General features: G+C 39.7%; 13 protein-coding genes. 7 read left to right on the plus strand and 6 right to left on the minus strand.

The features are described 5' to 3' along the window. A partial coding sequence (locus G7B18_RS18460; protein WP_164123717.1) for a hypothetical protein occupies positions 1 to 251 on the plus strand: 251 nt, incomplete at its 5' end. 53 nt (positions 252 to 304) lie between these two features. Continuing rightward, the gene (locus G7B18_RS18465; RefSeq protein ID WP_164112980.1) at positions 305 to 478 is read left to right on the plus strand and encodes a hypothetical protein; all 174 of its coding nucleotides are present in this window, start codon (positions 305 to 307) and stop codon (positions 476 to 478) included. A gap of 715 nt (positions 479 to 1193) precedes the next feature. On the opposite strand, the gene G7B18_RS18470 is transcribed toward G7B18_RS18465, so the two are convergent. The 3 genes from G7B18_RS18470 to G7B18_RS18480 all read right to left on the minus strand — a co-directional run bounded on the left by G7B18_RS18470 (position 1194) and on the right by G7B18_RS18480 (position 3513). Continuing rightward, entirely contained in the window at positions 1194 to 1844 is a 651-nt protein-coding gene (locus G7B18_RS18470) for a hypothetical protein (protein ID WP_164123719.1), read from the minus strand. Between the two features lie 5 nt (positions 1845 to 1849). Further along, positions 1850 to 2557 carry a hypothetical protein gene (locus tag G7B18_RS18475; RefSeq protein ID WP_164123721.1) on the minus strand — a complete coding sequence of 236 codons (708 nt, stop codon included), beginning with the start codon at positions 2555 to 2557 and terminating at the stop codon, positions 1850 to 1852. A gap of 113 nt (positions 2558 to 2670) precedes the next feature. Then, the gene (locus G7B18_RS18480; RefSeq protein ID WP_164112983.1) at positions 2671 to 3513 is read right to left on the minus strand and encodes an AraC family transcriptional regulator; all 843 of its coding nucleotides are present in this window, start codon (positions 3511 to 3513) and stop codon (positions 2671 to 2673) included. Positions 3514 to 3644: 131 nt separating this feature from the next. Here G7B18_RS18480 and map point away from each other — a divergent pair, with 131 nt between their 5' ends. Further along, the gene (map, locus tag G7B18_RS18485) at positions 3645 to 4409 is read left to right on the plus strand and encodes a type I methionyl aminopeptidase (protein WP_164112984.1); all 765 of its coding nucleotides are present in this window, start codon (positions 3645 to 3647) and stop codon (positions 4407 to 4409) included. Between the two features lie 152 nt (positions 4410 to 4561). Here map and G7B18_RS18490 read toward each other — a convergent pair whose 3' ends face one another. Continuing rightward, complete coding sequence (locus tag G7B18_RS18490) at positions 4562 to 4987, minus strand: nuclear transport factor 2 family protein (protein ID WP_164112985.1); 426 nt, start codon at positions 4985 to 4987, stop codon at positions 4562 to 4564. Between the two features lie 478 nt (positions 4988 to 5465). Between G7B18_RS18490 and G7B18_RS18495 the strand changes: the two genes are divergently transcribed. Further along, a complete protein-coding gene (locus G7B18_RS18495; protein WP_164123722.1) occupies positions 5466 to 5663 on the plus strand; it encodes a hypothetical protein in 198 nt (65 codons plus the stop codon). A 96-nt stretch (positions 5664 to 5759) separates the two neighbouring features. Here the strand turns inward: G7B18_RS18495 and G7B18_RS18500 are convergent, their stop codons facing one another. Beyond that, the gene (locus tag G7B18_RS18500; RefSeq protein ID WP_164112987.1) at positions 5760 to 7337 is read right to left on the minus strand and encodes a RagB/SusD family nutrient uptake outer membrane protein; all 1578 of its coding nucleotides are present in this window, start codon (positions 7335 to 7337) and stop codon (positions 5760 to 5762) included. An 11-nt stretch (positions 7338 to 7348) separates the two neighbouring features. Continuing rightward, a complete protein-coding gene (locus tag G7B18_RS18505) occupies positions 7349 to 10477 on the minus strand; it encodes a SusC/RagA family TonB-linked outer membrane protein (protein ID WP_164123724.1) in 3129 nt (1042 codons plus the stop codon). Between the two features lie 428 nt (positions 10478 to 10905). Between G7B18_RS18505 and G7B18_RS18510 the strand changes: the two genes are divergently transcribed. From G7B18_RS18510 to G7B18_RS18520, 3 genes are read left to right on the plus strand one after another with little or no spacing between them, the layout of a single operon-like run. Continuing rightward, the gene (locus G7B18_RS18510; RefSeq protein ID WP_164112988.1) at positions 10906 to 11946 is read left to right on the plus strand and encodes a linear amide C-N hydrolase; all 1041 of its coding nucleotides are present in this window, start codon (positions 10906 to 10908) and stop codon (positions 11944 to 11946) included. Between the two features lie 47 nt (positions 11947 to 11993). Further along, positions 11994 to 13142 carry a PCMD domain-containing protein gene (locus tag G7B18_RS18515; RefSeq protein ID WP_164112989.1) on the plus strand — a complete coding sequence of 383 codons (1149 nt, stop codon included), beginning with the start codon at positions 11994 to 11996 and terminating at the stop codon, positions 13140 to 13142. Beyond that, positions 13139 to 13912, plus strand: a complete 774-nt coding sequence (locus G7B18_RS18520; protein WP_164123726.1) for a porin family protein — start codon at positions 13139 to 13141, stop codon at positions 13910 to 13912. Before G7B18_RS18515 ends, G7B18_RS18520 begins: the two co-directional genes overlap by 4 nt. Positions 13913 to 14003 lie beyond the last annotated feature (91 nt).

The following is a 14003-nucleotide window of genomic DNA, read 5'->3' on the forward strand; positions in this document are numbered from 1 at the left end:
TCGAAGAACAGTCGAAGGGCACTCGAAGCCTTGTCGAAGCGGAGGGTGCGCGAACGAAGGTTGAACGAGGGATGATACCAGAACGACCTGCTGGAAGAGAGATCGGTTGCTTCGTTGTCGTTCCTCCGACCCGCACGGACATCAACCCCGCAGATGACCTATATGTCGTTCGATTGATCTCAAGAGGTTTTCGGGCGCGCTGTAGAGCTTTCAGGAACAAAGTGGAGTCTATGGTCGTCGGCAGAAAATAATGTGGGAGAGGAGCTTAAAATAGCTTAAACAAAGAGCGTATGGCAGAGGGTCTATGGCAAGCGGGGCGGTCGCTCAGACGCAGCCGGGGTCGGTACTCCAAGGTGAGGTACGCTCGGCTGCCGATGGGTCGATCATCGAAGGGGCATCCGTATCCAACGGGATCAAGCATACGCGTACAGATAAAAATGGCAGGTTTAGCATCGCTGTAGATAAAACATATGGATGATTATTAATCAAGTATATAGGCTATAAAGAGCAAAGTGTTGCCTATGAGAATACATCTACAATACTAAATATCGCCCTGCACGCTGGTGAAAAACAGATCGAAGAAGTCGAGGTGGTCTCGACAGGCTATCAGAAGATACCCGAAGAACGATTTGTAGGCACCGCCTCCCAATTGGACAGTACCGCCTTTCACAATCAGGTCGGAAAGGGAATCACTGAAAGGCTAAAAGTGAATGTAACCGGTCCGTAGAGATCTCGAGCGCTATGTCTACCGAAATGATACACAGCAGCAGCATTACTTGGGCTTGAATGGGGGATCGGCTAATGCCAATTATGCACTGTCTTTTGGTTACAATCACAAGAAATCAAATATACAACATGCGGAAGCTGGGACAAAGCTTCGTATAATCCGTTAGGCATTATTTAATGCAATTTTGATTCTTTATAAAATATTTTGGTTAAAAAACACATATCAACACAATAATATAGAATACGATACGTTAATAAACCAGAGAATAATATTAAAAAGTAACGTCCTGCAATAGGGGGTTATATTATAAAATAAACGCTTGATTACAATATCCGAAAAGAAAAGTCGGACGACTGATTCGAAAAAAGAAACATAGACACGGAAAAAAAGGAAATTGTTAAAAAAGTTAGAAGGGGTTCGGATTTTTCTGAACCCCTTTGCCTTTTATGTCATTGAAAGAAGTCTCCTAAAATTGATAGGATAGACCGATAGAGCAGTTTTGCCAGATGTTTTCAAACACCCGGAATTCGGAATCTTTAGTGTCATTACCTTTTACTTTGGCCTGCTGATATTGGATCAGCTTGTTGAGTCGGAACTCGGCACCTAAGCCTTTATAGAAAGTATAACGACCGCCTGCATGTAAGCCCGTGGAGAATTTCTCATATTTAATGTCTTCAGGAACAATAGCCCCATCTGGCGGTATCGATTTGGCCGTTGTTCTTCCTTTGACACCGTCTACCTCTAGAAAAGCTGCAAATTTACCATTATCATATAAATACGACTGAACAAATAATGCAAATTGATTAGTTGTACTGCGCTGCTCAAGTCTGAGCATATAATAGTAATCTGGTATATCAACGGCAACTGTGGTATAACTTTTATTGAATCCGTAATGATAACCAGCACCTATGGCCCACACCTTGTTCAATCTGTAGGATAGGCTCGGAATCAAATTGAAATCTCGATAGTTATCATTCGAATTATAAAAGGGGCCTGAGCCATAAGCGGATCTGCTTAGATTGGTATGCGCAGACAGGGTTACCTTTTTGTATTGGGCATAGCCGCAGTTCAAAAATAGAAGGGTGATAAACAGGGCAAATAAACGGTATTTTGTCATGGGAGCTATATTTTAAAAAGAATAGAAAGATATGTATTTGATAAAGGTGATTTAAAAAACTCGTATGTTGTCTTCTTTTCCAGTTCCGAGTTCCAGGAATCTTTTAAGCTATGATTGATACTTCCAACGGAGTGAAGAGATAGTTGAATAAGAAAGTTTTGAGAAATGCGATAGGAGCCTCCTATTCGTAGATCGGTATCCCAAGCACTGACTTCTCGCTCACTTGAAAGATAATTTTCATAATCTATTTCATAATCCCGTAAAGATGTGACGTATGTTGATGATAAATAACTTCGATTTTGATATTGTAAACTGGTAGCCAATTCTGCAAAGCCGTTCCATCGACTCACATCTATGGGTAATAAGTAATGACGATAAAAAATACCATAAGAGCCGATTTTTACCTTCTCCTGTGAGTAGGAATGACTAAAATAATCACTATTAACGAAGAATTCCGTTGCCTGTAATATAGTTCCTTTGCTATGTTGATAGCTCAATCCTAAATAGGAGTTTGAAGTTACTTGATAACCCAGTTGGATATTAAAATGTGCGTACTTGGAGTCCGACAAAGAGCTTGTTTTATTGCGATCGACATACGGAGCCATCTTTCGTTTACTGAATGTACCTCCTAGCTCTAGGAGTAATTTGGTGTCCTGTGCATAAACACTACTATAGATTGTCGCTATAGCAAGGAAAGCAAATATTCTTTTCATAAATTAGATTAATATCGGGCGAATATACTTTTTTAAATTATTAATTTATAATAAAACCATCTTGAAAAAGAAAGTGTCTTTTCCTTATTGACTAACTTAGTAACTGTAATTTACTAAGTCCAAGAATAGCGAGTCGGTGCTATACCTATATATTGCTTGAAATCCTTAAGAAAATGATTGTAGTCGTAATATCCTGCTGATAGGGCTACATCGGATAAATCTTTTGATTTGCTGGATTTATAGGCTTGATAGGTAAAAATAAATCGCTGTAGAGAGATGTATTTTTTTGGTGCTATTCCCAGGTATTTGACAAAGTTTCGGTGTAACCACTTTGCGTTTACGCCTACACCTAAATGTTGGAGTACATCTACAACATTGGTGTTTCCTCGTTGAGCTTGGATATATTCGGTAGCAATGCTTAACATCGGAGAGAGGTTATCTTCTGTACCTGGTAAAGATAGCCTGTCACGCAAAAAAGAAATTTTATCGGACAGTGTTTTCTTTTCATACATCTGGTCAAACATATGAAGCCATTTGTCATGTAGGACGTCCTCCAAACGACGTATCGGATTTGCCAGAAAGACGGATGGTGATACATTGAAAAACGAGTAAAAATAAGCAGGGGCGAAACGCAATACCAGAATGTACTCGAGTGCTGAAGCGATCTCCCAGTAGGTGTTTTTTATGACTCCACAACATAACCAAGCTGTTCCAATGGATATTTTCTTTCCATGTACGTTTAGACGTGCAGTGTCCAATTTGTTTGGGAGGAGGATCAGGGATGGGGTGCCATCGTTAAAAAGCGGTTGTTGCGGGGGTAGATCTTTACAAGAGAAAACATATGCTTTTATTCGGTGATCTATCGCTATTTGTTTACAAAACGGGTTCTGTCCCTCGGTGGAGATAGTTTCTAAAAGAAACGATGACTTGATATTCTGTAAAAAATTTATTGGCATATCAAGGTGCAATAATACGGAATAATGTATTATAAATTTTCTAATGTCCGATTTTTACTTTTAGAAGCCTATACTAGCCCCTACCTTTGTAAAGTAGAGAAGGGATCTCTAGGACAAACGGATAGGATGCGATGTTAATAACGAAAGAAGAAGATTTAATCGGAATGCAACAAGTGAGTGATGCTGTGGCATATACCTTAAAGAAAATGAAGAGCTACGCCAAAGTGGGGATGACGACCAAAGAGCTGGACGATTTTGGTGCAAATATTCTTGCTGGGTTTAGTGCTCAATCAGCCCCACGATTGACCTATGATTTTCCGGGGTGGACTTGTATAAGTATAGATAAAGAGTTTTGTCATGGGGTACCATCAGACCGGCGAATATTACAGGAGGGGGATCTAATAAATATTGATGTTTCTGCAGAACTCCGGGGTTTCTGGGCAGATAATGGGGCTTCGTTTATTCTGGGGAATGATATACATAAACATCAGCAGTTGGTCAATGCCTCTGTCGAAGTATTGCGAAAAGCCATCGGTATGATCAGAGGGGGAGTGAAGATCGCAGAAGTAGGACAGCTCATGGAGGTAGAAGCTAAGAAAAGAGGTTTTAGAGTCATCAAAAATCTAGGGGGACATGGTGTCGGAAGGAGCCTTCACGAAGAACCGGATGAACTGCTCAATTATAAGAATCGATTTGACCAGAGACGATTTAAAAAGAATACGGTGGTCGCGATAGAGACTTTCATTTCTACAGATTCTTCGTATGCCGTAGTAGGCGACGATGGGTGGACAATGGTAGGTGATAAAGGCGGGTACATGGCACAGCATGAACACACCATTGTCGTTACGGATGATAAGCCTATTATCTTAACGCAAAAGAATGGTGTTTGGGACTAAAGGTTAGGGCTATATCTGTTCGGTGCAAAAAAAGACCCGCACTCCTGCGGGTCTATGTTGAAACAAAAACCTTCAGTTTATTGAAGGTTCCTGAATACCTATTAAAATAAACTCGTTATGAAGACTTCCTCAGTTTGAGGATTCCTAAATGCCTATGGGTATGTCGTTACCACTTTGCTGACTTTCCATCCATCTACGGTCTGTATCATGGTGATGTAGTCTACACGCGTGAATTTTTCAAACTTCATAATAGCCTTTGCTACGGAAGTTGTACCTGCTTGATCCAATATTTCGTATGTAGTCTTACAGTTGTATTTTAAACCTTTGTTAGCTTTTAAGAAAGCAAGATATTCTGACCTACTGGATACGAGTTCGTTCGCTGCGTTGCGGTATTCGAAATCGGAAGTGAACAGATGCTTATTGAATTCGGTATTGCCTAGTGTGATGGCCTCTACGTAGGTAAGGGCGATTTTCTTAGCGTTGACATCTTTTAATGGGTTGGCAGTTTCTGCAGCAGAAGCATTAAAACCGAATAGTAAGGTGAATAGGGTTGCGATGGTTGCGATAATCTTTTTCATCTGAGTAATTTGTTTTTTAGTTGAAGATGAGAGCTCGAATAAATGATGCTTCAAATGGTTTAGCATTATTTATGTCTCGGTTCATGTTGTTGAGGTGTTGATTTTTTAATTGTTGTTTCTTTTATCTTTTATTCATAAGACGCTAATTCTTTTCCCAAGGTTGCGTCTGCTGTTTGTTTTAATTGTTGATTCAAAAGTAGGCTAGAAAGTGGAGGTAGGAAATGGGTTTTCGACCAAATGTTTTTACTTTTCGGTGAAATCGCTGATTGTTTCGGTGAAAATTGTAGATGGGGCCGTGTCTAAAGCTTTTTAATTGCCATAAGAATTGGTCTTTGCGAGGAGGGACGATGGAGCAATCTGCCGTTTGTAGAGAATTAGACGTACACGACATAGTTCCTCAGGTTCGCAATGACGACAACCCCTTGCTTTTTAGATACCCTCTTCTTAATTCATGGAGTAATACCTCTTTTAACTTTTTATGCAGGGCTTAGGTGAATTTATGCGCGGAATCTTGAAGGGAGAGTCGATCTATGCTATTTACTACTACTACTACTACTACTACTACTACTACTACTACTACTACAATTATTGGCTATTTATAGGTTGGATTAGCTGTATGTCAATACGCCCCTCCGAAGGACATAAAATATCGATTTTTCGTTGGTATGAGCCTTAGCTTTTGTAGACGAAAGAGCCGTGTGCTGTAGAAGCCACGGCTCTTTACTGTTTAAGTAGGTTTAGCTATTGTCTTAATGCGTACATCGGCATACCGCTAATAATTAGGGTTTTGTTTCAAACTACCTTTGCCAGCATCGATAACACTTTGAGGAATAGGCCATAGCTCATTTTTATTCGCCGTAAAAGTTCTGTTTTCTACAAAAAACCTATCTGTGAGATTGCTAAATGTTACTTGCCCTGTTGCTAAATCCACCGAACCTTTAGACAAACAACCGTAAACTGGACCATTCATCACTTCTTTTGCAATACCCCAGCGTATAATATCAAATCTTCTTCTTCCTTCTCCTGCCAGTTCAACTCGAAATTCACGCCGCACAAGCTCTCTCAATTTTTCTTGCGAAGCAAATAGTGTTCGGTTTATTTTCGGTAAACCGGCCCTCTCCCTAACCAAATCAATAGATTCGTAGACAGCATCATTAATTTGATTCAATTCGATTGCAGCTTCGGCATTTAACAGGAGTATTTCTGCGTATCGTTGTACGATGATATTGACTCCTACGTTCCAAACATTGGCGTAGGAGGAAGGATTTTTTAGGTATTTTCTGTAATTATAACCCGAATTCGAAGCATTATCAGCACTATTAGGGTGATCAGTCGTATTGCCCAATGGATTAAAATATTTGCCGTTGTATAGCGCTCCAGGATATACTATTGTTGCAGCTAGTCTCGGATCTCTGTTTGCATAGGGTTTCGCTGGATTATAAGATGCTGATGTTGTTATTGTCTCTCCATCTTTGGTCTCATAAGAATCTACTAAACTTTGCAAAGGGACAATTGAACTCCATCCTCCAATGGAATTCGGCAACATGATTCCTAGACTGGTATAACCAAACGTATTTTCAATATATTGAATGTCTGTAATGACTTCCGAATTACCTTCGTTTGCTATTTCGAATAAATCTTCATAATTATCAAATAGTTTGTAAGTTTTTAAATCGATAATCTCTTGGGTCGTTTTTAGTACTTCTGCGTGTTTCTTTTGAAATGCGTAAGCCCTAGCTAAAAGTCCTAAAGCAGAACCTTTGGTCATCCGTCCTTGGCCATTTTGTACTGCAGGTAGGTCTCTCGATGCACTTATTAACTCCTCTTCTATGAACTTAAAAACATCTGCCCGATCGTTAGCTGGAACAGCAGACTCTTCTATTGAGAGGGTTGTTGTAATTAATGGAACATTGCCGAATAAAATGGCCATATCAAGGTATCTGTAGGCTCTGATGGTTTTAACTTCGGCTTTTAATCTGTTCTTTAATTGTTCACCGATAGGTGCTTTGTCTATATTTTCTAGGATCCAGTTTGCTCTTCTAATGTGTGTATAGCTAAAACGTGATAGTGCATTTCCTGAATTGGTAGGGTTAAAGGTGCCATTTCCAATCTGTTGAAACCCTTCATGAGAAAAATCATTATTGGAATTGTCCGAAGCACAGTCCATGTAGAAAATCTGGCTTCCCGATTCCCAACCATTGTATAACCCTGTGACTGCAAAAAGTGTTTCTTTTTCTGTTGTCCAAAAATTAGCTTCTCCCAATCTATCCAAAGGATTTTGATCCAAAGATTCACAGGATGAAAAACCTAAGACACAAGCTAAGAGTATATATTTATATTTATGTAACATTGTCTTCTATTTTAAAAATTAATATTTAAACCAAAAATATTGGTCTTTACTTGCGGATAAAAATTACCTCTGGAATCTGCTGGTGTTTCGGGGTCAAAACCTTTAGCAAAGCCAGTAAATGTCAGCAAATTCTGTCCGCTATAGTATATTTTAGCTCCTTTTATTCCTATCCTGTTTGTGATCGCTTGGGGTATATTGTATCCAAGTGTTATATTTTTTAGTCTTACGTAACTAGCATTTTGAATCCAGAAGTCTGAAGGATTACTTTCCGCTTTATTCTGTGTCCAAGATGTCAATGCGCGAGGCATGGAGCCGTTGGGATTATTTGTGATGTGAAATCTATCTGAAAATATTTCAGTTGGTTTGTCCGCTCCTGAAATGTTTCCTAGAGCTTCTCCCCATAAATAACCCTGTACATCCGCAGCTCCCTGCCAAAACATATTCAGATCAAAATTTTTGTAAGAAAGGTTTGTTGTTAACCCAAAAATGTATTTTGGATCAGGTGAACCTAGATAGACTCGATCTTGACCGTCAATCTTACCATCTCCGTTTTGATCTTTGTAAATTAGATCACCAGCGCCGACAGTATTATTAACACCTTTTACATTCGAATTTTTATATTCTTCATCCGAGCGATAAATACCCATGTTCTCATATCCATAGAACGAACGAAGAGGTAGTCCTGCGTCACGTACGTAGAATGTGCTATGTGGCTCTGCTGCGTTTGACTTCCATTGTAGGATTTGATTGTCGATATAGGAGGCATTGGCGCTGAGGTCGAATTTAAGTTCGCCGATATTATTTGAATAGTTGACTTGGACTTCCACGCCTCTATTTCTTATTATTCCTGCGTTTTGAGTTGGAGCTGGAAGACCGAATTGGATAGGCACTACCAAAGCCGTATAAAGTTGTTCGGTACTTCTGTTAAAATAATCAACGACGAAGCTCCAATTGTTTTTTAAGTTCAGATCTAGACCAATATTTGAACTGATTGATCTTTCCCAAAGCAGAGCTGGGTTTGGAGCGACAGAAACAGTACCTCCGGAAGAAAGTTCATTGCCGAAGGGATAGTTAAATCCAGAGTTTATGGTGTATATGCCCGGATACCAGTCATCATTTGTTGGATACGCGTTTTCTCCGACTCCAGCAGTTGTCTGATTACCCAATACACCCCAACCTCCCCTTAGCTTCAATTCGGAGAAGATGTTTGCTAAGCTAGAGTTTTGAAAGAAGCTCTCTTGAGCAATTCTCCAACCTGCTGAAAAGGAAGGAAAAGTATTCCACTTGTTTTTGCCAACAAAGCGGGATGTACCATCTCGTCTTACATTTGCTTCAAACAGGTATTTGTTAGCAAATGCGTAATTGAATCTTCCAAACCAAGATCGAAGAATCAGTTTTTTTGCTCCACCTGTAGCGACTTGACCTGAAGCATCTCCTAATACCAACTCTTCATATTCCGTGCCTAAGAAATTTTGCCGATATGCACTGGTAAAATCTGCCCGCCTAGTCTCATCCATGAACCCGCCCAAAATATTAAAGTCGTGATCACCTATAGACTTGTCATAAGTAAGCAAAGATTGTAGCGTCAGTAATTCCTCCTGATTATTGTAAACGGTAAGATTATTTATTCCTTGCTTTTGACTAGGTAAACCCGTATTGTTGTCGTAGTATTGGATTTCTTTTACAAATTTTGAAGACATATTATCTCGGGGTTGGAAGCTGACCACTTGTTTGAATTTTAGTCCGTCCATGATCTGGTACTCTCCAGACAAATTAATATTCGTATGCTTATAGATCATTCTGTCTGTAGATCCCATGTCGACCCAAGCAATCGGATTACCGTCACCATAGTATCCATAACGACCACTGGTATATTTATAGGGTATAAATGAGGGGATACGATTGACCTGTCTAAAAATCTGAGCCATGTCACCGGTATAGGGGTTGATCGGTTCGTTTATTCGTTGGTAATTATATGCTAACCCTAGATTGAGCGAGAGTTTTGAACTGACTTTAGTGCCTAGGTTTGTCCTAAAATTATATCGATCAGATTTTGCTATATCGATTACACCTTTTTGGCCCATAAATCCTAATGAAGCCATGTAGTTAATTCGATCGGTAGCGCCAGAAACTTGTAAGTTATGCGATTGTTGTAGCCCACTACCTGTATATAATAGCCCTAACCAGTCCGTGTCTGGATATTTATCTGGGTTTGTTTGGTTTTTAAAACCTTCTAAATCCGAGTCTGTAAAACGTAATGATAAGCCCTGATTTGCTAATGCTTCGTTCAGGATTACGGCATGGTCGTAAGACCGCATGTATTCAGGGAGACGGGTTGGATCTTGCCAACCTGCATAGCCAGAGTAGTTCAGCTGAGGCGCGCCAATTTTACCCTTTTTAGTTGTGATGAGAATAACACCATTGGCAGCTTTAGACCCATAGATAGCTGCGCTGGGGCCGTCCTTTAGTACAGAAATGTTTTCAATATCATTAGGGTTGATATTGTTCATGGAACTTTCTACACCATCGACCAATACTAATGGGTTTGCATTATTTGTCGTGCCCAATCCCCTGATGCGGATAGATCCACTGTCTTTGCCCGGCTGGCCTGAGTTTTGTATAATGGTGACCCCAGCGAATTTACCCTGTAAAGCTGTAGATACATTCGTTACCGGCCTATCCTCTAGGTCTTTACTCCCTATGGCCTGTACAGCACCGGTAAGGTTTACCTTCTTTTGAGTGCCAAATCCGACAACGACAACTTCTTCTAGTGCTTCATTTAACGCAATCAATTGAACATTAATGACGTTTGAATCGACGACTTTCTCTAGAGGTTGGTATCCAATCAGTGAGAATATTAAGGTTTCTCCCTTAGTGGCCTTAATCGTGAACTCTCCGTTTGGACCGCTGGATGTCGCAATTTTTGGGTTTTCTTTTACAGTAACGGTAACCCCAATAAGTGGAGTTGAATTCGACTGAATCGTACCAGTGACAGCGTTCTGATTTTGAATTTCTGTTAAGCTATCGAATCGATCTATCTTATCTGCTAAGACATGACTTGGCAGAGCAAGAGCTAGCATGAGAGCAGAGCTGATTGGATAAAAGTTCGTAGCGAAAAAGGGTTTAGTTTTTTCTTTCATAGATTTAAAAAAAGTGTTTACTAGGTTTAGATCTTATTCCAATGGAATAATGCTCCCAAAGTAGGGTTATTTTAGTCTATTTAGAAGTTTGTTGGCAACGAAATCGATTGCGTGAAATAGTAACGTACGCTATTTGTTGAAAAAATGGTTATAGTATCGTTTTTTATGATGTAATTAATAGTGAAATACATTCATAAAAATATAATATAATGCGTTTGCTCTGTGGAATTAAAATGTTTATTTTAGCCGTTTGTTTAATATAAATACCCTAGTGTGCTGGTTGAGTTTGTGTTTAACTTATATGAAATATCTAGGGAACACAATATAGATTTCAATAATTGAAGCACATCTGTGATTGCTAATGTTGGAGTTAACCATTGAAAAGCAAACCAATCCGCCAGCTGGCGGATCATGAAATAATTATTTATATGAAAAAAGTATTTTCCTTATTATTAGCCGGTATCACTTTGTTGACGGCACCTGCATTGGCATGTACACGTGTTGTCTACAAAGGTCCTAATGGAAATATCATTACCGCACGTAGCATGGATTGGAAAGATGATATCGCGGCCAATTTATGGGTATTCCCACGTGGCATAGCGCGTAATGGCGAAGTGGGTACACAATCTATCAAATGGAAATCCAAATATGGATCTGTTATCGCTTCTGCTTGGGATATCGCAACGACAGATGGTTTGAATGAAAAAGGACTTGTAGCAAACGTGCTTTGGTTGGTCGAATCTAACTATCCGAAATTTGATCCGGTAGGTTCGAAGCAAGGGTTGACCATATCGGCTTGGGCACAGTACGCTTTGGATAATTATGCTACAGTACAGGAAGCTGTGATAGACCTAAGTAAGGAATCTTTTGTGGTCGTCAGTGATTATATTCCAGGTACACAAAAGTTTACTACACTGCATTTATCTCTTTCGGATGCAACGGGTGATAATGCGATCTTGGAATATATCAATGGTAAATTGATCATTCACCACAGCCCTAAATATACGGTAATGACGAATTCTCCTGTGTTCGAAGAACAGTTAGCACTGAATAAGTATTGGCAAGGTATACCGGGTACTGTAATGTTGCCAGGTACTAATCGGGCAGCAGACCGTTTTGTACGTGCATCTTACTACATCAATGCAATACCACAGACTGAAGATACGCGTATATCTGTAGCAAGTGTGTTCTCTGTAATACGTAATTGTTCAGTTCCATTTGGTATAAGTTCTGAAACAGAACCTAATATATCATCTACCCGTTGGAGATCCGTAGCTGATCAAAAGAATAAAGTATACTACTTCGAAACAGTACTTACTCCAAATACTTTTTGGGTCGATTTAAATAAGTTTAATCTGGCCGAGGGTGCTAAGACAATGATGCTTGATCTAAAGGCATTTTCGACATTTAATGGTTTATCAAATGCTAACTTTAAGGAAGCTAAACCATTTAAGTTTATGGGCATTTAACAGTTAACATTTCATTTATAAAATTTTAAAATTAGTAGATTCAAACGATGGGAAGTCGACGTTTACGTTCGGTTAGCTCCTTATTTTGCTTGTTTTTATGGGGTACAGTATTGATGTTCTCAAGCTGTATCAAGAAAGCTTTGCCAAATATTGAAGCCGATATATTATCTATAGTGCATAAAGAGGATGATTTTTTTGCGGATCCGGTTGTTACAAATGATGAGGTGAAGCTCTTTGTAGACGATCAAAAGATTAACGTAAAAGCCTATGCGTTCGCGTTTAAGCTGAGTCGGGGAGCCAGCAGTGTACCGGTTAGTGGTTCTATTCAGGACTTTACAGATCCCGTCATCTATACGGTGACTTCCGAAAATGGGGAGTTTAGTAAAAAGTATACGGTGACACTGACTAACGAGCGAGTGACTTTCATGCCGTTGGAATATGACTTTGAGGACTATAGTATTCACGATAGAAACAAGTATACTGAATTCTTTAGCTTACGCGATGAGCGTAAACTGGATACCTGGGATTCAGGTAATGCAGGATTTGTTTTCAGTATCTCACCGATCGTGAAGAAGCAAGCCGAACTGTATCCTATGCAATATAGCACAGTAGCACATGGTGGAAAGGTCGCTGTAAAATTGGAAACTAAATCTACCGGGAGCTTTGGTGCTGGGGCGAAAAAGCCAATTGCTGCAGGAAATATATTCATGGGGGAATTTGATTCAGGTAATGTGATGGGAGATCCGTTGCAATCTACGCATTTTGGACGTCCTATCGAAGCAGCTCCTGTTTCGTTCGCTGGTTTTTACCACTATACGCCGGGCAAGCAGGTGATCGATCATAATAGCAAGCCTATGCCTAATGTTAAGGATACCTGCTCTATAGTCGCGGTACTTTTTGATGCCGATGAACTAAAGGCCCGTACGAAGGTCGATTATCTGGATGGCACAAACTTATTGACAGATAAAAGTATCGTTGCGACAGCGTTGCTGTATGATGAGCTGGCTACAGTGTCTAAAGACTTTAAGTCTTTTAAAGTTGATTTTGACTATCGCAAAGTTCCCCAGTTGGATGGATTTGCAGGTGGTAAGTACCGTTTAGCAATTGTAATGAGCGCCAGTAAGAATGGTGATATATTTCAAGGTGCTATAGGTAGTGTATTATTAGTGGATGATATTAAGATTACGGTCAAATGATAAGATGTATTTTTTTGCTGTTAGTTACCGGTGTGACTAGTTTAGGGGCGTCTGCACAGGTAGCGATTGATCGGGTAATTATCCATTCAGGTGTACATATCGGTGGTGTGACGCCGGCATCCATTCCTCAAGAGATTCGTGAAGTAGAAAGTTATCATCCGGTGAATCCGATTTCGGTTGGTGTAGAGGTGCCTTTTTACAAGATAAATAATAAATTGACTATTTCTTCGGGATTGAATCTAGTAAATAAAGGGATGAAAACAAGGGCTTTCGCTGAAAATTTTAAAGCGATGATTGAGTTTGAGGATCAACCTATACCTAGCTTTATAGGTTATTTTACAGGATCTGTAGGTTCTTCCTTTAATAACTTATACCTGGAACTCCCAGTGTCTGCTCATTATGAGTTGAGTCCCAAATGGTCGCTGCTCGGTGGTTTTTCGGTCGCTCGTGCAGTATATCGTTCGTTTGAAGGTAGTGTACATAATGCTTACGTACGATTAGGAGATCCTACAACACCGAAGATAGAGATTTCGAGTGCTACATTTGATGTTTCTAAACTTGTGAATAAGACCGATATAGGTTTGCACGTGGGGGGAGTCTATGCGTTGAGTCCGGTATGGCAGATAAGGGCTGTGTTTAATTATGGTGTAAACAATGTTATCGATGCTCCTACGGATCATCTTCCGATCAAGCTACATAATACTTTTTTTACTATCGCGGCGGGGTATGTTCTACCATTTAAAAAAACTATAATGAGGACGGAAAAATAGAAAATCGCCATCTTGTTTTCAGGATGGCGATTTTTTTAGGATCAGCGGGACTCTATTTGGTAGTTTCTAAGTCAAGATCATCGAAAATGGA

This window comes from Sphingobacterium sp. xlx-130 (assembly GCF_011007405.1).
Lineage (GTDB): Bacteria > Bacteroidota > Bacteroidia > Sphingobacteriales > Sphingobacteriaceae > Sphingobacterium > Sphingobacterium luzhongxinii.

Excerpts from the sequence above, each read along its gene's own strand:
- G7B18_RS18465 (WP_164112980.1), top strand. The coding sequence starts at position 305 with ATGGCAAGCGGGGCGGTCGCTCAGACGCAGCCGGGGTCGGTACTCCAA.
- G7B18_RS18470 (WP_164123719.1), bottom strand. The coding sequence starts at position 1,844 with ATGACAAAATACCGTTTATTTGCCCTGTTTATCACCCTTCTATTTTTG.
- G7B18_RS18475 (WP_164123721.1), bottom strand. The coding sequence starts at position 2,557 with ATGAAAAGAATATTTGCTTTCCTTGCTATAGCGACAATCTATAGTAGT.
- G7B18_RS18480 (WP_164112983.1), bottom strand. The coding sequence starts at position 3,513 with ATGCCAATAAATTTTTTACAGAATATCAAGTCATCGTTTCTTTTAGAA.
- map (WP_164112984.1), top strand. The coding sequence starts at position 3,645 with ATGTTAATAACGAAAGAAGAAGATTTAATCGGAATGCAACAAGTGAGT.
- G7B18_RS18490 (WP_164112985.1), bottom strand. The coding sequence starts at position 4,987 with ATGAAAAAGATTATCGCAACCATCGCAACCCTATTCACCTTACTATTC.
- G7B18_RS18495 (WP_164123722.1), top strand. The coding sequence starts at position 5,466 with ATGCAGGGCTTAGGTGAATTTATGCGCGGAATCTTGAAGGGAGAGTCG.
- G7B18_RS18500 (WP_164112987.1), bottom strand. The coding sequence starts at position 7,337 with ATGTTACATAAATATAAATATATACTCTTAGCTTGTGTCTTAGGTTTT.
- G7B18_RS18505 (WP_164123724.1), bottom strand. The coding sequence starts at position 10,477 with ATGAAAGAAAAAACTAAACCCTTTTTCGCTACGAACTTTTATCCAATC.
- G7B18_RS18510 (WP_164112988.1), top strand. The coding sequence starts at position 10,906 with ATGAAAAAAGTATTTTCCTTATTATTAGCCGGTATCACTTTGTTGACG.
- G7B18_RS18515 (WP_164112989.1), top strand. The coding sequence starts at position 11,994 with ATGGGAAGTCGACGTTTACGTTCGGTTAGCTCCTTATTTTGCTTGTTT.
- G7B18_RS18520 (WP_164123726.1), top strand. The coding sequence starts at position 13,139 with ATGATAAGATGTATTTTTTTGCTGTTAGTTACCGGTGTGACTAGTTTA.